We start from the raw sequence: 21,281 nt of genomic DNA on the forward strand, positions 1-21,281 counted from the left end.
CTGGTCTCGGCAACCGCAACCGGCGCCCTCTATGCCATCGCCGCCCATGAGAACACCCACCTTCGCGTCTGCTCTCACTCGACCACCTTCGTGCGGCAATCCGCACCTCACCCACGCTCGACACGAAGTGACGTGTGCTGGCCTGGACGCCACTTCGACGACCCACCAGACGCGCTGGTCTCGGTAACCGCGCGGCCGTTCGCGTTCTACCTGCGCTCGCCGCCAACTGCCGCTGCCGCCTCGTCATCACGCGTCGTGCGCGCCCTCCCCCCTTGGACATGAACCGACGCCCTCGCGCGAGCCAGTCGCCGAATGGCAGGATCACTAAGCGTGGAGGCGCAAGTGGAGACGGTTATCGATCTGGATGCCATTGCCCACAACGTGCGGGTCCTGCGTGAATATGCGGGGGATGCGGCGGTGATGGCGGTGGTCAAGGCCGACGGCTACAACCATGGCGCCGTCGAGGTCGGGCGGGCCGCGCTGGCGGCAGGAGCGGCGGAACTCGGGGTCACCACGGTCGCCGAGGCGGTGCAGTTGCGCACCGCCGGGATTGCCGCCCCGATCCTGTGCTGGCTCAATAATTCCGATGCCGACTTCGGCGCCGCGATCGAGCAGGATATCGAGATCGGCGTCTCCTCCCTGGAGCACCTGCGTGCGATCGAGGTCGCGGCGCGCGCAACCGGCCGGACCGCGGTCGTCTCGCTCAAGGTCGACACCGGCCTCAACCGCAACGGCATTGCACCGTCCGAATACCCGGCGGTGCTGGTGGCCTTGCGCACGCTGGTGGACGAACAGGTGGTGCGATTCCGCGCGATCTTCTCCCACCTCGCACACGCCGACGAGCCGGAACACCCCTTCCTCGACGTCCAGCGCGACCGCTTCGTCGAGGCCATCGCCGCCGCCAAGGAGCACGGCCTCGAACCAGAACTGGTGCACCTCGCGAACTCGGCCGCAACGGTGACCCGCCCGGATCTGGCCTTCGATATGGTCCGGCCCGGTATCGCGATGTACGGACTGACCCCGATACCCGAACTCGGTGAGTTCGGTCTGCGCCCGGCGATGACTTTGCAAGCGCGAGTCGCCTTGGTCAAACAGGTCGCTGCTGGTGAGGGCGTTTCCTACGGCCACGAGTGGATCGCACCGCACGACACCACCGTGGCCCTTATCCCCGCCGGATACGCTGACGGTGTGTTCCGCCCGTTGAGCAACCGCTTCACGGTGTGGCTCGGCGGCGCGTTGCGCCCCAATGTGGGGCGCATCTGCATGGACCAGTTCGTCGTCGATCTGGGCGACAATGCCGCAGGCGTCACCGAGGGCGACACCGCGATCTTGTTCGGCGCGGACCAACCCCGCGCCCAAGACTGGGCCGATCTGCTCGGCACCATCCATTACGAGATCGTGTGCGCGCCGCACGGCCGGGTGGTGCGGCGCCATATAGGGGGAATCCGATGAGATCAGTCGTCCGGGGCGGACTGGCAACCGCCGGTGTGGTCGCCGCGCTGGCCGGTGCCCACGCTTTGCGTCGCGCCGGTGCCCGCGTGCTCTGGCCCGCTCGCGTCGATGAATATCGCGACGAGAACTTCGCCCTGCTCGACGAGGACCGTTCCGGTGCGGTGCTCACCGAAGACGGTGTGCGCCTGGCCACCCGGGAATGCGGTCCGCCCGATGCTCCGGTCACCGTGATCTTCGTGCACGGCTTCTGCAACACCATGGAGTCCTACCACTTCCAGCGCCGTGATCTGGAAAAGCGTTGGGGCGCAAGCGTTCGCCTGGTCTTCTTCGATCTGCGCGGCCACGGCCGCTCCGGCACCCCGACTACCGACAGTTGCACCGTCGCCCAACTCGGTCGCGATCTGGCGTCCGTTATCGAGGCGACCGCCCCGACCGGTCCGGTCGCACTGGTCGGTCATTCGCTCGGCGGCATGGCGGTGCTGGCCGCGGCGGCGCAGTTCCCGGAGTTGTTCGCGGCGCGAGTGATCGGAGTCGGACTGCTCTCGACCGCCGCCGCCGAGGTCACCTCGGCGGGCATCACGCAGTTGCTGCGCAATCCGGCCGTCGACGGTTTCCGCTTGGCCGTGCACACCGCCCCCGCATTGGTGCAGGCCGGGCGCAGCACCGTCGGGCATGTGATCACGCCGATACTGCACGTCAGCTCGTTTCACGGGGACGTAGGTCCCACCCTCTCGCGCTTCACCACGCTCATGATCGACCGCACACCCGTCGAAACGATCGTGAGATTCCTGAAGGCAATCGAACTGCACGACGAATCGGCCGCACTGCCGACGCTCGCGGGCCTGCCGGTGCTGGTGATGGGCGGCGCGCACGATGTCGTCATCCCGTTCCGAAATGCGCGCGCGCTGGCACGCGAATTGCCCGATTGCGAACTCGTCCGCCTTGATGACGCCGCGCATATGGCGCATATGCAATTCCCGGATATCGTCAACGCCGCACTCGACCGGCTGCTCATGCGCGCCGGCGTGATCGAGGACACCCCATCAACCGCGGAGGTCGCCGGTGGCTGAACGGCAGCAACGGATTCTGCCCACGGTCGCCGACACCGAGGCCTTCGGTCGCGAACTCGCCGCCGGATTGGATGCGGGTGATCTGGTGGTACTCGACGGGCCGCTCGGCGCGGGCAAAACCGCCCTGACTCGCGGCATCGCCGAGGGCCTCGGTGTGCAGGGCCGGGTCAGCTCGCCGACCTTCATCATCGCCCGCCAGCATCGGGCCGGACAGCGCCAGGGCGCCGCGCCGGTGCCGCTGGTGCATGTGGACGCCTACCGACTCGCCGGCGATCTGGACGAACTGGACGCCCTCGATCTCGACACCGATCTGCATCAGGCAGTCGTGGTGGTGGAGTGGGGCAAGGGTGTCGTGGAACACCTCGCCGAGCGACACCTGTACGTGCTGCTCTCGCGCGAACCGAATTCCGAAGTCCGCACCGCGATCTGGGAATGGGTCGGCTAGCTCGCGAAATGGTGGATGTTCCTTGCGCCATAACGACCGAGTAGCTCCGCACCGCGCGCAGGTACCACCCGGTATCGTTGGGTCAATCATGCTTGTATTAGCCGTCGACACCGCGACACCCGCCGTAACAGCGGGATTGGTGGAACTGGAGCAGGCCGCATCCGGCACCGTCGCCCCGGCGCGGGTGCGCACCCTCGCCGCTCGCGTCCGAGTCGACGCCCGCGCCCACGCCGAGGTGCTCACCCCGCAAATCCTCGAATGCCTCTCGGAGGCAGATCGTTCCAGGGCCGATATCGAGGCCGTCGTGGTCGGCATCGGGCCGGGTCCGTTCACCGGACTGCGGGTCGGCATGGCGACCGCCGCCGCCTTCGGTGACGCGCTCGGCGTCCCGGTCTACGGCGTATGCAGCCTCGATGCGATCGCCGCTGACGCGGTGCTCGAACCCTCCCTGCTGCCGGACATCACACCCGAGAGCGAACTGCTCGTGGTCACCGACGCGCGCCGCCGCGAAGTGTATTGGGCTCGCTACCGTGACGGATATCGCATCGACGGCCCAGAGGTGAGCAAGCCAGGTGACCTGGATCCCGTACAGGCCACCATGATCGCCGGATCCGCCTCGCACGTCGACCTGTTCGACCTGCCCGTGCTTCCGGCCGAGACGCCGTCGCCGGCCGGTCTGGTGCGAGTCGCGGCTGCCGAACTGCTGGCGCGCACCGTGCCGGAACCGTTGATCCCGTTGTACTTGCGCAGACCGGATGCGGTCGAACGCAGCTACCGCACGCTCGACCGGACGGGAGCGTGACGGCCGTGCAGCCGAGCAGATCCGTGATGCGCATCGAGCCCATGGACGTTGTGGATATCGAGCGCTGTGTCGAACTCGAGCAATTGTTGTTCCCGGAGGACGATCCGTGGCAGGCGGTGTCCTTCCGCTCGGAACTGGCCGGGCCGCACAACCGCTATATCGTCGCGCGCGACGAGGCCGGGCGGATGGTCGGCTATGCGGGTATCGCGCTACTCGGTGATGCCGAACATCCCGAGGCCGAGGTGCACACCATCGGTGTCGATCCCGGCTGCCATCGCGGCGGTATCGGCACGATGCTGCTCGAGGCGCTGCTCGCCGAGGCCGGTAAGCGCGGCGGGCCGGTCTTCCTCGAGGTGCGCACCGACAACGCCCCCGCCATCGCGCTCTACGCCAAGCACGGCTTCCACATCATCGGCCTGCGCAAGAACTACTACCACCCCAGCGGCGCCGATGCCTACACCATGCGCAGACCGGAACTAGCGGCGAACCCGGCCTGGCGCCCGCGGCCTGCCGAATCGGCACAACCGAACGAGGTGCTGTCGTGATCGTCATGGGCATCGAAAGTTCCTGCGACGAAACGGGAGTCGGCATTGTGCGTCGACACCCCGACGGCACCTGCGAACTGCTCGCCGACGAGGTCGCCTCCAGCGTCGAACAGCACGCCCGCTTCGGCGGTGTGGTCCCGGAGATCGCCTCTCGCGCACACCTCGAGGCCATCGTGCCCGCGATGCGCCGAGCACTCGCCGCCGCGGGCATCAGCAAGCCCGATGCGCTCGCAGTGACCATCGGACCCGGACTGGCCGGTGCGCTGCTGGTCGGCGTCGCGGCCGCGAAAGCCTATGCGGCGGCGTGGGATGTACCGTTCTACGCGCTGAATCATCTCGGCGGACACGTCGCGGTGGACACCCTCGAGCACGGCCCGATGCCGCCGTGCGTCGCGCTGCTGGTCTCCGGTGGGCACACGCATCTGCTGCACGTCACGAATCTGGCCGAGCCGATCGTCGAACTCGGCAGCACTGTCGACGACGCGGCGGGCGAAGCCTTCGACAAGGTCGCCCGGCTACTCGGCCTCGGCTTCCCGGGCGGACCGGCGCTGGATGCCGCTGCGGCACATGGCGATCCGAAGGCCATCGCCTTCCCGCGCGGCATGACCGGCCCGCGCGATCCCCGCTACGACTTCTCCTTCTCCGGCCTGAAAACCGCTGTCGCCCGCTACGTCGAGGCGGCTCAGCGCAACGGTTTCACCGCCGATGAACTGCCGATCCCGGACATCGCGGCATCGTTCCAGGAATCGGTCGCCGACGTACTCACCATGAAGGCAGTGCGCGCGGCCCAGGACGTCGGCGTCGACACCCTGGTCCTGGGCGGCGGCGCCACCGCCAACTCCCGGATCCGTTCGATGGCCGAAGATCGCTGTGCTGCAGCCGGATTGCGCCTGCGCGTCCCCAAACCCCGCCTGTGCACCGACAACGGCGTAATGATCGCCGCGCTCGGCGCCCACGTAATCGCCGGCGGCGCACTCCCATCCGCCCTGACCGTCGCCACCGACCCCGGCCTCCCGGTCTCCGTCAGCCAAGTCGGCTGACCCCTGCGCTAGGGAGCGCTGACACAATCAAGATCAGATGGCACTGAGGGCGGTCGCGGTTTGCCGCTAGGGTTTCCACGTGATCATCTGTCCAGCCGTGCGCCCTGGGGGGTGCCCGTTGGCAGGGACGGTCGCGCCCTACGCGGCCACGGAGCAACTGCACCCGGTCCTTAGTGCCCGCTCGGTCGCTGCCCTGGTCCTACGGAGCGCGACCTCAGTCGTCGGGCCCGATCTGGTGCCCCGACTGCCCCGCACTCGACCCCGAATTCGCCTTGGGCGGGAATGGGATTCGTGACTGCGCAGGTGTTTGTGTCGGCCCCGATTGCGGCGCTGACGCCGGACCGCGGTCCTGCCCCGACGACCCTGCACCCGGCGAGTTCGGATTTCCGAACAGCGGTCCGAGTAACTCGGGGAACGGGATCGGCGGCAGGTTCGGATCCGGGCGCAGCGTCGGCGCGGCGGGGGTGGTCCCGACGGGCGACGAGGCGGTCGAGGTGGCCGGTTGGCTACGGTCCGGGGTGAGTGAGGGGATATTGGCGCCGGAGGGCCGGTTGGTGCTCTCCCGGTTCGGGCCGGTGGTCGAAGTGCCCGCACCGGTCGGTGGCACCACCGTCACCGGCGCCGTGGGTAGTTGGGCGCTGCTCGTGGTGCCCGCGGGGGAGATCTCGTCGTCCCCGGTCGGCGCGAAGGTTTTCACCCCGTAGCCGATGACCAGCCCGACCACCACGATCGCACCCGCCAGCGTGCCGACGACCTTGGTGAAGGTACCGACCGGCGCGTCGGCGGCGCCGACCACCGGGAATACCGACGGTTGTGCCGAATCCGCCACCAGCGCGGCGCCTTTCGCGATCACCGCCTCCGGATCGTCGATGGTGTGCACCGGAATGTCCAACGCGTGTTCGAGGGTGGACAGGACGGCGGGAATATTGGCCCCGCCGCCGATCACGATTACGGCCTGTGGCAATTTCGGGGCCCGCGCGAATGCCGCAGCGGCGAAGACGGCGGTCTCGCGTAGCAGATCCGAGATCAGTTCCTCGAAGTCGGCCCTGGTCAGCTTGAGCGGCTGCCCGGCGACATGGTCGATGGTCACGGCGGGCGCGATCGATAGATGTTCCTTGGCGGCGCGGCCGCGATTGGTCAGCATGCCCCGGTTGGGTCGGGTGCCGCGCCGGGCGTAGTGCAGATCGACGAGATGGTGATAGATCAGCTCATCGATGGCGTTGCCGCTGACCGCCGGGGTGCGTTCGGTGCGCAGGATGGTGGAGTCGGCCCGGTCGGCCACTGTGATGCTGAGACCGGTCGCGCCGAGATCGACGATGGCGACCGTATCGTAGCGGTCCACGAGTCCGGTGTGCCGCAAATACGTAAGTGCCGCAGTACCTTCCGGCACCAGCCGCAGGTCGCGCTGTTTGCCGGTGGCCGACCGGATCACCTGCGCCTGCTCTTTGCTGCGGTAGGCGACCGCGACGCTGGTGGGCGGGCGACCGGCGGCGGAATCGACACCGATCGATTTCGCACCGGCGAAGCGCGCACCGACCGGATGCGCCGGAAACGCCACGTCATAGGAGAGTTGCGTGGTCGGAAGCTGGGTGGTCATCAGCTCGATCGAGGACGCCACGAGATCGCCGAGATCGGAGTGGGCCGCGTCCGCGGAAACCACTCGGTAGTCGAAACTCTGTGCGCCGTTGGACGCGGTAGCGACCAGCGCCGAGCACACGACCTCGTTACCGGCCGATATGCCGAGGGATGTTCGCATGTCACCTCCCTTCGAGCGGATGGTCATGGTGTCGCCGACCATCTCGAATGGACAGCCGGACAGCTCGCGTGGATGGCGAGCGATCCGGACGCGGGACCGGGCCGACCCGTTGTCCGGATGGGTCGCTGGGACGGCCATGGATCACGTGTGGTCTTGCCCTCTGGTGAAGCTTCTTGTGGAAAAACGCTGGTGTTGTGACGCTGTTGGAACTCGGTACTGACGCTGATCTTGCTCTTGCGGAGCGGGTATTGCTCTGTGGCACTGGGTGTTTCGTGACGCTTTGCGCTCCCCCATGGCGCCGGCTCGTGACGAACACGGCGAGCGGAACACGGCCGTCGTCAATACTGTCACAATCCGTTATCCGAACGTTACAGATTTGCCGAAGTCTTGGGAAGCCCTCAGACATCTGGGCGTGGCGTGGCGCACACGTGTCGGAAAACGACACGCTTGGGCGGGGACCAACGATTTTGGCACAGTCCAACCTTGAGCGCTGGCACTCTCATGTATAGAGTGCTAGTCGGCACTGTGTGATGTGCGTGCCAGTTCGACTACTGAGCAGGGGTCCCGGCACCCGCGACGACGGGGCTGATGCGCAGGGTCGAGTTCGAGTGACCGGCGACTGTATGCGGGGCGCTCGATACAACACCGATACCGATGGTCCGGGACAACAGTTCCGGACGACCGTAAATCCCCTGAAAGTGGAGGGCTCAACGTGGCGAGCGTGAACATCAAGCCGCTCGAGGACAAGATCCTCGTCCAGGCCAACGAGGCCGAGACGACGACGGCCTCCGGCCTGGTCATCCCCGACACGGCGAAGGAGAAGCCGCAGGAGGGCACCGTCATCGCCGTCGGCGAAGGACGCGTCACCGACAAGGGTGACCGCATCCCGGTCGACGTCAAGGAAGGCGACGTCGTCATCTACAGCAAGTACGGCGGCACCGAGATCAAGTACCAGGGCGAGGAATACCTCATCCTGTCGGCGCGCGACATCCTGGCCGTCGTCACCAAGTAGCCGATAGGCACATGCGTTCCGCCCCGGTGTCTTTCGCGACCCGGGGCGGAGTGCGTTCGGCCCAGAACACACAGGAGCTGACAAACACATGGCAAAGCAGATCGAGTTCGACGAGAAGGCTCGTCGTGCTCTCGAGCGCGGCGTCGACAAGCTCGCCGACGCGGTGAAGGTCACCCTCGGGCCGCGTGGTCGCCACGTCGTGCTCGCCAAAGCCTTCGGCGGCCCGACCGTGACCAACGACGGTGTCACCATCGCGCGCGATATCGACCTCGAGGACCCTTTCGAGAACCTCGGCGCGCAGCTGGTCAAGAGCGTCGCCACCAAGACCAACGATGTCGCAGGTGACGGCACGACCACCGCCACCGTGCTGGCCCAGGCGCTGGTGCGCGCGGGTCTGAAGAACGTTGCCGCGGGCGCGAATCCGATCGCGGTCGGTTCGGGTATCGCCAAGGCCGCCGACGCGGTCTCCGAGGCGCTGCTCGCGCTGGCCACCCCGGTCTCCGGTGCGCAGGCCATCGCACAGGTCGCCACCGTCTCCTCGCGCGATGAGGAGATCGGCGAAATGGTCGGCAAGGCGCTGACCACCGTCGGCAAGGACGGCGTCGTCACCGTCGAGGAGTCCTCGACGCTGCAGACCGAACTCGTTGTCACCGAGGGCGTACAGTTCGACAAGGGCTACCTCTCGCCCTACTTCATTACCGATGCCGACAGCCAGCAGGCCGTCCTCGAGGACGCCTACATCCTGCTGAACCGGGAGAAGATCAGCTCGCTGCCCGATCTGCTCCCGCTGCTGGAGAAGATCGCCGAATCCGGCAAGCCGGTGCTGATCATCGCCGAGGACGTCGACGGCGAGGCGTTGTCCACCCTGGTGGTCAACTCGATCCGCAAGACCCTCAAGGCCGTTGCGGTGAAGGCGCCGTTCTTCGGTGACCGGCGCAAGGCCTTCCTCGACGACCTCGCCGTCGTCACCGCGGGCACCGTGGTCAACCCGGATCTGGGGATCTCGCTGCGCGAGGCGGGCATCGAGGTGCTCGGCAAGGCGCGTCGCGTGGTCGTCACCAAGGATGACACCACGATCATCGATGGTGCCGGCACCGCCGAGGACATCGCGGCCCGCGGCGCGCAGCTGCGGCGCGAGATCGAGGCCACCGATTCGGATTGGGATCGGGAGAAGCTCGAGGAGCGCCTGGCCAAGCTGGCCGGCGGCGTCGCGGTGATCAAGGTCGGCGCGGCCACCGAGACCGCGCTCAAGGAGCGCAAGTACCGGGTCGAGGACGCGGTGAGCGCGGCCAAGGCCGCCGTCGACGAGGGCATCGTGCCCGGTGGTGGCACCGCCCTGGTGCACGCCGCCGCCAAGCTCGTCGAACTGCGCGACTCGCTCTCCGGTGACGAGGCCATCGGCGTCGAGGCGGTGCGTACCGCACTGCGGGCGCCGCTGTACTGGATCGCCACCAACGCTGGCGTGGACGGTTCCGTGGTAGTCAGCAAGGTCGCCGAGGGCAAGGAGGGCTTCAATGCCGCCACCCTCACCTATGGTGATCTGCTCACCGACGGTGTCGTCGACCCGGTCAAGGTGACCCGTTCCGCTGTCGTGAACGCGGCGTCGGTGGCCCGGATGATCCTCACCACTGAGAGCGCCGTGGTCGAGAAGCCCGCCGAAGAGGAGCACGACCACAGCCACCACGGTCACGCGCACTGAGCGCAGGCCGACGGCAAAAGGCCCCCGGGACCGTACGTCCCGGGGGCCTTCGTTTTGTGAACAATATGAACGCAATACCGCGCAACAAGTCGAAAAATATCAATCGCGGCTCCCCGCACCCCCGGGCCTGTTCCCGACGAGTTGGGTGGCGTCGAGAGTTTCGTCGCTGGCCGACGGTTGGTCTCGAGCCGACTTCTGGGCATACCCGACGAGTTACCCATGTGCCAGCGAAATCAATTATCCCGTGGGGGATGACGGGAAGAGCGGATCAAGAGGCGACGGGTGGCTGCTCAGCGGCGATGGCGGCGAGCAATCTGGCGCGTAGGGCGGCGGGCGGCGTGGCCGCCGACGCCTGCGCGAGAGCGGCGAGGACTTCGGCCGTTTGCTGGACTTCGGTCACGAATTCCGCACGTAGTGCGGGGTCCTCGCCGTCGAGCACTTCCTGTACCGCATTGTGGTCTTCGTCGTCGATCGATCCGAGCGCGACGGCGTGCGCGAGATCGATCCGAGCTTCGTTCATCTCACGTCACCCCCAAACTTTTCTTCAGTCGTGTCAATCCGTCCCGTATACGGGACTTAACGGTCGGTAACCCTACGCCGAGGAAGTCGGCGACTTCCGCGTAGGTTCGCCCGCCGTAGTAGGCGAGCGAAATGGCTTCCCGCTGAGTCTGTGTCAATGTCCCTAGACCCGCCTGGACGGCCTGCTGCTCGAGCCTCCGCTCCACTTCTTCGGTGACCTCATCGAACTCGTTACCGAGAACCCTTATGCCATACGCGACTTCGCGCAGGGTATGGGCCTGTTCGGCGCGGACACGGTCGACGGCCCGTCGATGTGCGAGGGTCATCAACCACGTCACCGCGGATCCTTTGTTCGCGTCGAAACTGGACGCGGTCCGCCAGATCTGGAGATACACCTCCTGGGTGGTCTCCTCCGCGTAGCCGGGATCGTGCAGGACGCGTAGCACCAGGCCGAACACGCGAGCGCACGTTCGGTCGTAGAGCTCGGCGAATGCCTGCTGGTCGGACCGGCCGCAACGTTCGAGAAGTGCGGCGAGCTCGATACTTTCGGCGGCGCGTGCCGTTACCGCAGATTCCACTCCGTTGAAAGCAACGGTGGGTGGGATGGCTTCTCTTCGGAACGAGTCGCCCTCTGCGGCCGGCGGCCGCGTTGTCACAACGCTCCATTCTGTGTCATCGGTCACTACCGTAGCGGGCCGCTATCGAACCCCGTGCGGTGGGGTATCAGCGGACCGTATGCGGGCCAGCAACTTCCCTGTAAACCTCGACGCGCCAGACGTTTCTGGCGGGAACACGCCGTGACACGCCGATGGTTTTCGCGAAACACCGTATGTACAACCGACTTCGGCTTGTGGCCAGCGCCGGGTGTTTGCTAGGCATTCGGCGCGCCGCGCCACATGGATGGGAAGAAGTTGGTCTCAAACGGCCATGCGACGACGGTTGCGCCGGGCGTGCATCTCGCGCTCGGTTTCGGACATACCGCCCCAGATGCCATAGGGCTCGCTGACTTTGAGCGCGTGGCTGCGGCACTGCATGAGCACTGGGCAGGCCCGGCAGATCTCCTTGGCGCGCATCTCGCGTGCGGTACGCGCGCGGCCGCGTTCACCGTCGGGGTGGAAAAACACCGCGGAATCCTGGCCTCGGCAGGATCCCCGCATCTGCCAGTCCCAGACGTCCGCGTTCGGTCCGGGGAGGTGAGTCGGCATGGGCATGGTGAACTCCTCGTGGTGCGAGCTCGTCAGCGTTGTCGAGCAGTTGTTCTGCAACAGTTGTGGCCACGGCGCTGGGTCGGCGGCGTGCCATGGGCTCGCCTATTGCGGTCGCTGCAATTTCGCGCGGCGCCGACCGTGGCGATGAGCTACGTTAGGTCCAGCCGCGAAATTCCGTCAATAGTTCGATGCAGCAGTTTTCTAAATCTTAAGCTGCGAAATTTAACCTCGAAGCTGTTTACTTTTTGGGACCGTCCGGTAATACTGATCGGTTGACCAGAGGCTGGGGTGTCTTCGCATGGCGTCAGTATTCCGCATTCCCGCAGGTGGGAACGGGTAGGCGGTTGCATCCCCGGTTGGTAGCGAGTTGGCGCGAACGTGGGTCCTATCACACCGTCGGCGGGCCGTTGCGATGTCCGGTCGATCGGAGATGGCAGAAACGGGGCGCTCAGGTTAATTGCGCGAAACGCATGTGAATTCCGGTCACACAAGCTAAGTGATTGCCGGAAGTACTTTTACTTGGTGGAAACATGGCTACGGCGATGAAATGCTCAATATTAGCCGGAAGTACCTGACGGACGGTTTCTCGTGCGGGGTCACATGCGGCGCTCGGGTTAGAGTTCGGCCGTGCTCGTGCCTGCTTCCCCTATATATATCGAGTCCGCCATGCTTGCCGACGCGGCTTTCGGTACCCACCCCGGCCGTGCCGCTACCGAGTTGCCAGCCGCCACGAACCCGCTCGATTGCTGGTACCGGGCGGTGATTTTCGGTGGTCAGGGCTGGTATGCCGCGGCACGCGCAGAGTTGCGGACGTTGCGCGAGCGCACCACCGATCCGGTGTTGCTGGCGCTGGCCGCGAGTACCGAAGGCTCGTTTCTGCGTCAGCTCGGCTGGCATGCTCGCGCCGCCGTCCACGACGGTCGCGCGGCAGCGTTGATCCTGCCTACGGGCGATGCGTTCGGGCCCGCTCGCGTGGACGCGATCTGTGACGCGCTGACCGGTCTCGCGGCCGACGCGCTGGGCACCGGCCGCCTGGCGCTCGCCACCCGCCTGCTCCGGCGCAGCCATGACGCGATGACCGTGGTGCAGTCGCCGCACGGCTGGCGGACCCTGATCCGCTGGCATTGGGTCTGCGCGGAGACCGCACTCGCTTCCGGCGCCGCCGGCGCCGCCGCACCCCACGCCGCGACGGCCCTCGCGCTGGCCGAGGACGCACCGTCGGTCCGACACCGGGTCAAGTCCCGGCTCTTGGTAGCCGCGACCGCCGCGGCATCCGGCGATACCGAACGCGCGCGCACGCTCGCCGATGCGGTAGCCGAGCAGTGCCGCGAGCACGGGTTGCTCCCATTGCGTTGGGCCAGTTCGATGTTGCGCTCCGGGGTGTGCACGGGGGCTCACGCAAGCGCGGCCGCGGCCGAGGCGCAGGGGTGCGCGCAGACCATCGGCCGTCGTGGCGGGCGCTTTCGTCCCATGAGTGATTCCCGCGTCTGATCAAGACACCACCGTGTTGCCCGGATCCACGGGTTGTATCGCTATTGTTAGACCCGTTCCGCCCCTTCGGCGGAAGCACTGGTCATCACCGCCGGTGCCACTTGTAACGCCAGGAAATTCTCTGACGATGACGAACACGGGCGAAGAGTTGGACCTCGCCGTCGCTGCCGCTGCGCAGGGCGACAGATCCGCTTTAGCCCAGGTACTCGAATTGGTCCGCCCGTTGGTGGTGCGCTATTGCCGCGCGCGGATCGGCGCCGCGGAGCGTGGACAGCTCTCCGCGGACGACGTTGCGCAGGAGGTATGTCTGGCCGTGATGACAGCTCTGCCCCGGTATCAGGACCAGGGCAGGCCCTTCATGGCCTTCGTATACGGAATCGCTTCGCACAAGGTTGCCGACGCTCATCGCAACGCCGCCCGTAACAAGGCGGAGGCAATGGCCGAAGTACCAGATGTCATATCCACCGACCAGGGGCCGGAACAGCGAGCTCTCGAGTCCGAAACGAGCAGGCAGATGAACACCCTGCTCGCGACGCTTCCGGAGAAGCATCGAGAGATTCTGATCCTGCGTTTGGTCATGGGTTTGTCAGCAGAAGAAACCGCAGTCGCCGTGGGCAGTACGGCGGGTGCGATACGCGTCGCCCAACACCGGGCGCTCGCGAAACTGAAGTCACAAGTGGCGAGGGCAGGTGAAATGTATGGCTAGGGATGGCGAGCGCGGTCGGGGCGACTGGAAGGCGCGACGTGGATCGCGAAATAGCGGTCCCTACGCCGGGAGTGGTGACACCGGTCCGGTGGACATCGCTGCGGTGCGCAGAGACGATGCGCTGATCGATGCCATTGCTAGCAACGGGCAGGTACAGACCGACAGCGCGGAGGAGTTTCAGCTCGCCTCGCTGCTTGCGGACTGGCGAGCGGAGCTGATTTCTCCGCCGCTGCCCGGCGGGCCGAACCTCGATGAGATCGTTGCGGCGGTCAACCAGGAGATCGGTGCCCGGCAGGTCCGTATCGGTGCGCAGTCCGGTGGGCGACTACGGCTTATCCGTCCGATTCTCGGGACGGCTGCCGCGCTGGCTCTGGTCATCGGTGGTCTGTCGGCGTTCTCCTATGGCGCCGCTCCCGGCGATCCGCTCTGGCGGGTCAAGGAAGTCGTTTTCAGTGAACAGGCGCAGTCGACCGTGGTGCAGCGCGCCGACAGCGATCTGGCCAATGCGAAAGTGATGCTCGCTCAGGACAATCCGGAGCAGGCGAGGGCAAGGCTGGAGGGCGCCAAGGCGAATGCCGAGCTGATCGACGATCCGGTGAAGCGGGACAAGCGAATCAACGAATTCAACGCCTTGCTCGCGGAGTTGAACAAGATCGCTCCGGAGATCGGGAAGTCGTTCGCGGCGAGCACGACATCGACGACGACGCCCAATCCGGCAACAACCGATGGCACCAACTCGTCGACCATCAAGCCTTCGGACGGTACTGGTTCGACCTCCGCGGTGGCACCGCCGGTCGATACGAAGGCGCCGACGACGGAACCGAATACACCGGGTAAGTCGACAGTGCCGACAACCCAGCCGCCGGTGACTACTCCGGAACCGCCGACACAGCCCAGTCACACGAGCCAGGCTCCGCCGAGCACCGCGGTGGGGACCCAGCCCACGGGGGTCGTGCCGAGCGTGGACAGTGGCCCGCCCGTGCAACCCCCGACTCATCAGCAGCCGCCGCCCTTCGTGGTCCCCACCGGTTTGCCGACTTTGCCGGGTTTGCCCGGATCGGGGCCGGCCACTTAATCGGAGTCGACACTCCAACAGCGCTTCGGTTCGTGAAAAGCGCTCGATCCAGTAGAAGCGCTGTGGCGGATGTATATCCGCCACTTCCGCGCGTGCGTGGGTGCGCGGGCATCCGAATAATCGTGCATGAACCGATCGCCGACCGGCGGTCGGCTTCTTGTATGTCAGCTATTTCACATCGCGCGCGCGTCAGCACACTGTGTGGGCGCGCGCGATGTCAGCTGTCGAACCCGTCGAATCCGTCGCCGTGGAAGGCCTCATTCATCGAGGCATCCGCGTATCCCCGGCAGTAATCCCAGGTGACATACGCTTCCGGCATCGGGTCGTAGGCGGGTTCGTGCGGGCGCACCGTGCCGTCGACCAGCAGCTGAAGCAGATTGGCGCGCAGCATATCCCAGTCGTGGTAGTGATCTTGTCTGCAGTCTTCGCAGCTGACCACGAGTCCTCGGATGCCGCGGTGCGCTAGTAGTGCCTCATACACCGCAAGGTCGGCGAGATCCTCCTCGACCGCAAGGCGCTCGTGGGGATCCAGCGGTTCACCGGGCTCGATGGCATCGAGCGCGGCGGACGGGTCGGAGGGGTCTCCGGCGAACGGATCCGGCGGCAAGCCAGGTGGTAGATGGTCACGCACACCCCCACGGTACGCAGAACAGGGTGGTCTTCGCCAGCTATGTGGCGCGCCAGTTTCGGTGGTGGGCTCAGTTCATCGGCGTGTTTGCGGGACAGATACCATGGTGACAGGCCCCGGCCAGTATCCGACAGCGCTGCCGGAGCCGCCACCGTCCATCCCATCAGCTTCCACGACGCCGGCCACCCCGGCGTTCGTTGCTTTCGACGTCCAGGAGGAGTCGATCCGAATGAGTAATCCCGTATCGGGCGAACGAATCGCGGTCCGCCCTCCTACGGGTGGTGACGATCCGAACAAGATCGCCATGCTCGGCCTCACGTTCGACGATGTGCTGTTGTTGCCGGCCGCTTCGGATCTCATCCCGAGCTCGGTGGAAACCTCCAGCCAGTTGACCCGCGAGATCCGGTTGCGCACCCCGCTCTGCAGTTCCGCCATGGACACCGTGACCGAGGCGCGGATGGCCATCTCAATGGCGCGCGCAGGCGGCATGGGTGTGTTGCACCGCAATCTGGCCGCCGCCGATCAGGCCGCGCAGGTCGAGACCGTCAAGCGGTCCGAGGCAGGCATGGTTACCGACCCGGTGACCTGTCGCCCCACCGACACTCTCGCCGAGGTCGACGCGATGTGCGCCCGCTTCCGCATTTCCGGCCTGCCGGTGGTGGATGAGACCGGCGCGCTTGTGGGCATTATCACCAACCGCGATATGCGCTTCGAGGTCGATCAGAACCGTCGGGTCGCCGATGTGATGACCAAGGCGCCGTTGATCACCGCGCAGGAGGGCGTCACCGCCGCGGCCGCGCTCGGTCTGCTGCGTCGCCACAAGATCGAGAAGCTGCCGATCGTCGACGGTAACGGCCGCCTGCGCGGACTCATCACGGTCAAGGACTTCGTCAAGACCGATCAGTACCCGAACGCCACCAAGGACCGTGACGGCCGCCTGCTCGTCGGCGCCGCGATCGGTGTCGGCGAGGACTCCTGGTCGCGCGCTATGACTTTGGCCGATGCCGGGGTCGACGTACTCATCGTCGATACCGCGCACGGTCATCAGGCCGGTGTGCTGCAGATGGTGACCAAGGTCAAGGCCGAGGTCGGCGATCGCATCCAGATCGTCGGCGGCAATGTGGCCACCAGGGCCGGTGCGGCCGCGCTGGTCGAGGCGGGTGCGGATGCGGTGAAGGTCGGTGTCGGTCCCGGCTCCATCTGCACCACCCGCGTGGTCGCCGGTGTCGGCGCCCCGCAGATCACCGCGATTCTCGAGGCCGTTGCCGCGTGCAAGCCGTACGGCGTTCCGGTGATCGCCGACGGCGGCATCCAGTTCTCCGGTGATATCGCCAAGGCCATCGCGGCGGGCGCGTCCACCGTGATGCTCGGCTCGCTGCTGGCCGGTACCGCCGAGTCGCCGGGTGAGCTGATCCTGGTGGGCGGCAAGCAGTTCAAGAGCTACCGCGGCATGGGATCGCTGGGTGCCATGCAGGGCCGCGGGCAGGCCAAGTCCTACTCCAAGGACCGCTACTTCCAGGACGACGTGCTCGCCGAAGACAAGCTGGTGCCCGAGGGCATCGAGGGGCGGGTGCCCTTCCGTGGACCGGTCAACCAGGTGATTCATCAGCTCGTCGGCGGGCTGCGCGCGGCCATGGGCTACACCGGGTCGCAGTCCATCGCGGATCTGCAGGAGGCACAGTTCGTGCAGATCACCGCGGCGGGGCTCAAGGAGAGCCACCCGCACGACATCACGATGACCGTCGAGGCGCCCAACTACACTGGTCGCGGCTAGCCTGCTTGACGGGTTGTGTACTGGACGGGATGGTCCGTGCATGATTGACCGTGTTCGCGGTCATCGAGGTGCATAACCCACGGCCTCGCGCGGCGTAGGGACGGGACCACGAGTCCCGGCCCGCGCCCCCGGACGTAGTCGCCTGTTCGCGATCGACGGCTCGATATGCGACCACGACGGAGCGGGTCCTTGCGAGCGACCCTCGCGGCGTGGCAGCCGGATCGTCGAAGCCCATGCGACGCAGTCGCGAGTCTCGACGGCTCGGACGCGGCGACTGCACGCAGGTCGCTCGACCGGGTCAGCGGGACCACGGGCGAGCGAACACGCAGTGCTGCGGGTGCTGCTAATCCAACAGAGTCGTGAACACGCCGCGCCGCGCGCGGCCGAAACTAAGGAGCACGCGTGCGCGACATGGTCGAGATCGGTATGGGTCGGACCGCCCGGCGTACCTATGAACTGGACGATGTCGATATCGTCCCGTCGCGGCGGACTCGTTCGTCGAAGCAGGTATCTCTGGCGTGGCAGTTGGACGCCTACCGATTCGAGATCCCGTTCCTGACACACCCCACCGATGCGCTGGTCTCGCCGGAGTTCGCCATCGAACTCGGCAGGCTCGGTGGACTCGGCGTCATCAACGGCGAGGGACTGTGGGCCCGGCACGCCGATGTCGCCGCGAAGATCGACCAGCTGATCGAACTTGTCGGCAAGGGTGGTTACGAACGTGCCATCGGGCTGCTGCAGGAATTGCATGCCGCGCCGATGCAGCCGGATCTGCTGGCCGCCGCGGTCGCGCAGGTGCGGGCCGCCGGTGTGACGGTGGCGGTGCGGGTGAGCCCGCAGAACGCACGCGCGCTGACCCCCGCGCTGCTGCAGGCCGGGATCGACCTACTCGTGGTGCACGGCACCATCATCTCCGCCGAACACGTCGGCGACGGTGAGCCGTTGAACCTCAAGACCTTTATCGCCGAACTGGATGTGCCGGTGGTGGCCGGTGGCGTGAGCGATCACAAGACCGCGCTGCATCTGATGCGCACCGGCGCCGCGGGCGTCATCGTGGGCTACGGCTCCTATCCGGGCGCGACGACCACCGGCGAGGTGCTCGGCATCGGGGTGCCGATGGCGACGGCCATCGCCGATGCCGCCGCCGCGCGTCGCGACTACCTGGACGAGACCGGCGGACGCTATGTGCACGTGATCGCCGACGGTGATATCGCCACCTCGGGTCAGCTGGCCAAGGCCATCGCCTGTGGCGCCGATGCCGCCATGCTCGGTGTGCCGCTGGCCCTGGCCGCAGAGGCGCCGGGCCGCGGCTGGTACTGGCCGTCCTCGGCCGCGCATCCGTCGGTGCCGCGCGGTTCGCTGCTGCACGTGGAGGATCCGTGGGATCTGGGCGGCGAGCTGTCCGGTGATACCGGCGAGACGGTGCGTCCGAGCCTGGAGCGGGTGCTGTACGGCCCCTCCGACGACCCGTTCGGCTCACTGAATCTCGTTGGCGGCCTGCGTCGCTCGATGGCCAAGGCAGGCTACTCCGACCTCAAGGAATTCCAGCGGGTCGGCCTGAGCGTCCACGCCTGACCATTCGCCGACAGTAGTCGAACGGTGGCTCTCCGAGCCGGCGGGGTCAGCGGGCGTGGGTGGGGACGGACTGCTCGCGGAGGAACTGTCGGATGGCGTGGTTGACCGGTTCGGGGTGGGTCATGGTGACCGCGAGTCGTGCGCCGGCGATCTCGACGAACTGCGCTGCGGGGAGACCGGTGGCCAGCTGCTGGGCGCGGTCGCGGGCGATACCGCTGTCGGTGGCGTGAATCACCAAGGCGGGACAGGTGATTTCGGATAAGCGGTCCGATACCGAATCGCGGCCGAGTAGACAGCCCGCGGCGACCTCGATGCCGCTGCGGTCGCGGGCCAGCCAGCGCTTGGTCCAGATCGCCCGGTACCACTCGTCATCGCCGATCAGCCAGTACGCGAGCTGTTCGACGGCCTCCTGCCGGGAGCCGTCGTCGTACCACTCGTCCAGGAATTTCTGGGTCGCAGTGGACTGTTCGGGCGTCGGGCCGTGCGCTTCGGTGCTGATCAGGATCAGTGCGGAAACCCGCTCGGGTGCGATGAGCGCGGTGCGCAGCGCGGTGAAGCCCCCTTGCGCGGTGCCGCCGAACACGGCGCGTTCGGCGCCGAGATGATCGAGCACGGTAAGGGCGTCGCGCGCGGCGGTCCAGTAGGTGAACGGTAGCCCCTCGTCCCTGGTGCGGCCGTGTCCGCGCGCATCCCACGACACGATCCGGAATTCCGGTGCGAGCGCGGCCATCTGGGATGCGAACATCGTTCGGTCCATGAAGAATTCGTGTGCTAGTAAGACCACCGGACCGTCGCCGCCACTGTCCTCGTAGTGGATGTCGGCGTCTATCGCGCGGGCGAAGGGCACGGCATGAGGATAACCAGCGGTGCGGGGCCGCGCGGGACGATTTCAGCCCCTCACTAAACTGTTCGAGTGGCAGAAACTCAGAGACCGGTCCTCGTCGTCGACTTCGGCGCACAGTACGCCCAGCTGATCGCCCGGCGGGTCCGTGAATCGAGTGTGTATTCGGAGGTGATCCCGCATACCGCCACCGTGGATGAGATCGCCGAGAAGCAGCCGCTCGCGGTGATTCTGTCCGGCGGACCATCCAGCGTGTACGCCGATGGCGCGCCGCAGCTGGACGCGCGGCTGTTCGATCTCGGCATTCCGGTCTTCGGCATCTGCTACGGCTTCCAGGCCATGGCCCAGGCGCTCGGCGGCACCGTCGCGCATACCGGCACCCGCGAATACGGCCGCACCGAGCTCAGTGCTGACGGCGGCCTGCTGCACGGTGGCCTGCCGACCAAACAGCCGGTGTGGATGAGCCACGGCGATGCGGTTACCGACGCGCCCGAGGGCTTCGAGGTCACCGGCACCAGCGCGGGTGCTCCGGTCGCCGCATTCGAGAATCGGGCCCGCAAGCTGGCCGGTGTGCAGTACCACCCGGAGGTGCTGCACTCGCCGCACGGTCAGCAGGTGCTCAGCCGTTTCCTGCACGAACTCGCCGGAATCCCTCCCACCTGGACCCCGGCCAATATCGCCGAATCGCTGATCGCTTCGGTGCGCGAGCAGATCGGCGACGGCCACGCGATCTGCGGGCTTTCCGGCGGTGTGGACAGCGCGGTCGCCGCCGCACTGGTGCAGCGCGCCATCGGCGACCGGCTGACCTGCGTATTCGTCGACCACGGCCTGTTGCGGGCGGGGGAGCGCGAGCAGGTGCAGCAGGACTTCGTCGCCGCGACCGGTGCCAAATTGGTGACCGTCGACGCGGTGGACAAGTTCCTCGGTGAGCTGAAGGGCGTCACCGATCCGGAGGAGAAGCGCAAGATCATCGGCCGGGAGTTCATCCGGTCGTTCGAGGATGCGGTCTCCGAGGTCGTCGTCGAACAGAGCGGCGGCGCCAAGCCCGAGGTCGAGTTCCTGGTGCAGGGCACGCTCTACCCGGACGTCGTCGAATCCGGTGGCGGCAGCGGCACCGCGAATATCAAGAGCCATCACAATGTCGGCGGTCTGCCCGACGATCTGGAGTTCGACCTCGTCGAACCGCTGCGGTTGCTGTTCAAGGACGAGGTACGCGCGGTCGGCCGCGAACTCGGGCTGCCCGAGGAAATCGTTGCCCGCCAGCCCTTCCCGGGGCCCGGCCTGGCTATCCGCATTGTCGGCGAGGTCACCGCGGACCGTCTGGAGACGCTGCGGCAGGCCGACGCCATCGCACGCGAGGAGCTGACCGCCGCCGGACTGGACCGCCAGATCTGGCAGTGCCCGGTGGTGCTGCTCGCGGATGTGCGCAGTGTCGGTGTACAGGGCGACGGCCGCACCTACGGTCATCCGATCGTGCTGCGTCCGGTCTCCAGCGAGGACGCGATGACCGCGGATTGGACCAGGCTTCCCTATGACGTACTCGAGCGCATTTCCACCCGCATCACCAACGAGGTGGCCGAGGTCAATCGGGTTGTCCTCGATGTGACGAGCAAGCCGCCGGGCACCATCGAATGGGAGTGACC

Annotated in this window: 20 protein-coding genes; 14 read left to right on the forward strand and 6 right to left on the reverse strand. The window is 66.7% G+C overall.

Annotated elements, in window-relative coordinates; all coding sequences use genetic code 11:
- Nucleotides 1-312: 312 nt before the first annotated feature.
- The 6 genes from alr to tsaD all read left to right on the forward strand — a co-directional run bounded on the left by alr (nucleotide 313) and on the right by tsaD (nucleotide 5,354).
- Nucleotides 313-1,452, forward strand: coding sequence for an alanine racemase (gene alr, locus ACIBJI_RS18455; RefSeq protein WP_364346276.1), 1,140 nt, complete (start codon nucleotides 313-315; stop codon nucleotides 1,450-1,452).
- Entirely contained in the window at nucleotides 1,449-2,522 is a 1,074-nt protein-coding gene (locus tag ACIBJI_RS18460) for an alpha/beta fold hydrolase (RefSeq protein ID WP_396957469.1), read from the forward strand. The genes alr and ACIBJI_RS18460 overlap by 4 nt, the downstream gene beginning before the upstream one ends.
- Entirely contained in the window at nucleotides 2,515-2,967 is a 453-nt protein-coding gene (gene tsaE / locus ACIBJI_RS18465; protein ID WP_364346280.1) for a tRNA (adenosine(37)-N6)-threonylcarbamoyltransferase complex ATPase subunit type 1 TsaE, read from the forward strand. The genes ACIBJI_RS18460 and tsaE overlap by 8 nt, the downstream gene beginning before the upstream one ends.
- A gap of 88 nt (nucleotides 2,968-3,055) precedes the next feature.
- Nucleotides 3,056-3,769 carry a tRNA (adenosine(37)-N6)-threonylcarbamoyltransferase complex dimerization subunit type 1 TsaB gene (gene tsaB / locus ACIBJI_RS18470; protein WP_397084988.1) on the forward strand — a complete coding sequence of 238 codons (714 nt, stop codon included), beginning with the start codon at nucleotides 3,056-3,058 and terminating at the stop codon, nucleotides 3,767-3,769.
- A gap of 26 nt (nucleotides 3,770-3,795) precedes the next feature.
- Entirely contained in the window at nucleotides 3,796-4,314 is a 519-nt protein-coding gene (gene rimI / locus ACIBJI_RS18475) for a ribosomal protein S18-alanine N-acetyltransferase (protein ID WP_364346284.1), read from the forward strand.
- Nucleotides 4,311-5,354 carry a tRNA (adenosine(37)-N6)-threonylcarbamoyltransferase complex transferase subunit TsaD gene (gene tsaD / locus ACIBJI_RS18480; protein WP_364346286.1) on the forward strand — a complete coding sequence of 348 codons (1,044 nt, stop codon included), beginning with the start codon at nucleotides 4,311-4,313 and terminating at the stop codon, nucleotides 5,352-5,354. The genes rimI and tsaD overlap by 4 nt, the downstream gene beginning before the upstream one ends.
- A gap of 214 nt (nucleotides 5,355-5,568) precedes the next feature.
- Here tsaD and ACIBJI_RS18485 read toward each other — a convergent pair whose 3' ends face one another.
- Nucleotides 5,569-7,110: an Hsp70 family protein gene (locus tag ACIBJI_RS18485; protein WP_397084990.1), complete on the reverse strand. Its 1,542-nt coding sequence runs from the start codon at nucleotides 7,108-7,110 to the stop codon at nucleotides 5,569-5,571.
- Between the two features lie 712 nt (nucleotides 7,111-7,822).
- Between ACIBJI_RS18485 and groES the strand changes: the two genes are divergently transcribed.
- Both groES and groL read left to right on the forward strand, forming a co-directional pair.
- Nucleotides 7,823-8,122: a co-chaperone GroES gene (gene groES / locus ACIBJI_RS18490; RefSeq protein WP_040686722.1), complete on the forward strand. Its 300-nt coding sequence runs from the start codon at nucleotides 7,823-7,825 to the stop codon at nucleotides 8,120-8,122.
- A gap of 88 nt (nucleotides 8,123-8,210) precedes the next feature.
- Nucleotides 8,211-9,821 carry a chaperonin GroEL gene (gene groL / locus ACIBJI_RS18495; RefSeq protein ID WP_364346291.1) on the forward strand — a complete coding sequence of 537 codons (1,611 nt, stop codon included), beginning with the start codon at nucleotides 8,211-8,213 and terminating at the stop codon, nucleotides 9,819-9,821.
- A 268-nt stretch (nucleotides 9,822-10,089) separates the two neighbouring features.
- On the opposite strand, the gene ACIBJI_RS18500 is transcribed toward groL, so the two are convergent.
- From ACIBJI_RS18500 to ACIBJI_RS18510, 3 genes are all read right to left on the reverse strand, one after another.
- Nucleotides 10,090-10,341, reverse strand: a complete 252-nt coding sequence (locus ACIBJI_RS18500) for a hypothetical protein (RefSeq protein WP_364346293.1) — start codon at nucleotides 10,339-10,341, stop codon at nucleotides 10,090-10,092.
- Nucleotide 10,342: 1 nt separating this feature from the next.
- Nucleotides 10,343-10,918, reverse strand: coding sequence for a sigma-70 family RNA polymerase sigma factor (locus tag ACIBJI_RS18505; protein WP_364346538.1), 576 nt, complete (start codon nucleotides 10,916-10,918; stop codon nucleotides 10,343-10,345).
- 339 nt (nucleotides 10,919-11,257) lie between these two features.
- Nucleotides 11,258-11,551: a WhiB family transcriptional regulator gene (locus ACIBJI_RS18510; protein WP_014981828.1), complete on the reverse strand. Its 294-nt coding sequence runs from the start codon at nucleotides 11,549-11,551 to the stop codon at nucleotides 11,258-11,260.
- Nucleotides 11,552-12,175: 624 nt separating this feature from the next.
- Between ACIBJI_RS18510 and ACIBJI_RS18515 the strand changes: the two genes are divergently transcribed.
- The 3 genes from ACIBJI_RS18515 (at nucleotide 12,176) to ACIBJI_RS18525 (ending at nucleotide 14,820) form a co-directional block, all read left to right on the forward strand.
- On the forward strand, nucleotides 12,176-13,039 hold the full coding sequence (locus tag ACIBJI_RS18515) for a hypothetical protein (protein ID WP_364346296.1): 864 nt from the start codon (nucleotides 12,176-12,178) through the stop codon (nucleotides 13,037-13,039).
- A gap of 127 nt (nucleotides 13,040-13,166) precedes the next feature.
- Nucleotides 13,167-13,745: a sigma-70 family RNA polymerase sigma factor gene (locus tag ACIBJI_RS18520; protein WP_364346298.1), complete on the forward strand. Its 579-nt coding sequence runs from the start codon at nucleotides 13,167-13,169 to the stop codon at nucleotides 13,743-13,745.
- Nucleotides 13,738-14,820, forward strand: a complete 1,083-nt coding sequence (locus tag ACIBJI_RS18525; protein ID WP_364346300.1) for an anti-sigma-D factor RsdA — start codon at nucleotides 13,738-13,740, stop codon at nucleotides 14,818-14,820. The genes ACIBJI_RS18520 and ACIBJI_RS18525 overlap by 8 nt, the downstream gene beginning before the upstream one ends.
- 217 nt (nucleotides 14,821-15,037) lie before the next feature.
- On the opposite strand, the gene ACIBJI_RS18530 is transcribed toward ACIBJI_RS18525, so the two are convergent.
- Nucleotides 15,038-15,451 carry a DUF5319 domain-containing protein gene (locus ACIBJI_RS18530; RefSeq protein ID WP_040686729.1) on the reverse strand — a complete coding sequence of 138 codons (414 nt, stop codon included), beginning with the start codon at nucleotides 15,449-15,451 and terminating at the stop codon, nucleotides 15,038-15,040.
- A 226-nt stretch (nucleotides 15,452-15,677) separates the two neighbouring features.
- Here ACIBJI_RS18530 and guaB point away from each other — a divergent pair, with 226 nt between their 5' ends.
- Complete coding sequence (gene guaB, locus ACIBJI_RS18535) at nucleotides 15,678-17,222, forward strand: IMP dehydrogenase (RefSeq protein ID WP_364346303.1); 1,545 nt, start codon at nucleotides 15,678-15,680, stop codon at nucleotides 17,220-17,222.
- A gap of 402 nt (nucleotides 17,223-17,624) precedes the next feature.
- Nucleotides 17,625-18,797, forward strand: coding sequence for a GuaB3 family IMP dehydrogenase-related protein (locus ACIBJI_RS18540; protein WP_364346305.1), 1,173 nt, complete (start codon nucleotides 17,625-17,627; stop codon nucleotides 18,795-18,797).
- A 46-nt stretch (nucleotides 18,798-18,843) separates the two neighbouring features.
- Here ACIBJI_RS18540 and ACIBJI_RS18545 read toward each other — a convergent pair whose 3' ends face one another.
- Entirely contained in the window at nucleotides 18,844-19,644 is an 801-nt protein-coding gene (locus tag ACIBJI_RS18545) for an alpha/beta fold hydrolase (RefSeq protein ID WP_396957473.1), read from the reverse strand.
- Between the two features lie 66 nt (nucleotides 19,645-19,710).
- On the opposite strand from ACIBJI_RS18545, the gene guaA reads away from it, so the two are divergent.
- Nucleotides 19,711-21,279, forward strand: a complete 1,569-nt coding sequence (gene guaA / locus ACIBJI_RS18550) for a glutamine-hydrolyzing GMP synthase (RefSeq protein ID WP_364346309.1) — start codon at nucleotides 19,711-19,713, stop codon at nucleotides 21,277-21,279.
- Nucleotides 21,280-21,281: the final 2 nt, after the last annotated feature.

The organism is Nocardia sp. NPDC050408 (genome assembly GCF_044458905.1).
Taxonomy (GTDB): domain Bacteria; phylum Actinomycetota; class Actinomycetes; order Mycobacteriales; family Mycobacteriaceae; genus Nocardia.

Bases quoted from the DNA above. Each gene is read 5' to 3' on its own strand.
- ACIBJI_RS18500 (WP_364346293.1), bottom strand. From the start codon at position 10,341: ATGAACGAAGCTCGGATCGATCTCGCGCACGCCGTCGCGCTCGGATCG.
- ACIBJI_RS18485 (WP_397084990.1), bottom strand. From the start codon at position 7,110: ATGCGAACATCCCTCGGCATATCGGCCGGTAACGAGGTCGTGTGCTCG.
- ACIBJI_RS18525 (WP_364346300.1), top strand. From the start codon at position 13,738: ATGGCTAGGGATGGCGAGCGCGGTCGGGGCGACTGGAAGGCGCGACGT.
- tsaB (WP_397084988.1), top strand. From the start codon at position 3,056: ATGCTTGTATTAGCCGTCGACACCGCGACACCCGCCGTAACAGCGGGA.
- ACIBJI_RS18460 (WP_396957469.1), top strand. From the start codon at position 1,449: ATGAGATCAGTCGTCCGGGGCGGACTGGCAACCGCCGGTGTGGTCGCC.
- ACIBJI_RS18520 (WP_364346298.1), top strand. From the start codon at position 13,167: ATGACGAACACGGGCGAAGAGTTGGACCTCGCCGTCGCTGCCGCTGCG.
- alr (WP_364346276.1), top strand. From the start codon at position 313: ATGGCAGGATCACTAAGCGTGGAGGCGCAAGTGGAGACGGTTATCGAT.
- ACIBJI_RS18510 (WP_014981828.1), bottom strand. From the start codon at position 11,551: ATGCCCATGCCGACTCACCTCCCCGGACCGAACGCGGACGTCTGGGAC.
- guaB (WP_364346303.1), top strand. From the start codon at position 15,678: ATGAGTAATCCCGTATCGGGCGAACGAATCGCGGTCCGCCCTCCTACG.
- rimI (WP_364346284.1), top strand. From the start codon at position 3,796: ATGCGCATCGAGCCCATGGACGTTGTGGATATCGAGCGCTGTGTCGAA.
- groL (WP_364346291.1), top strand. From the start codon at position 8,211: ATGGCAAAGCAGATCGAGTTCGACGAGAAGGCTCGTCGTGCTCTCGAG.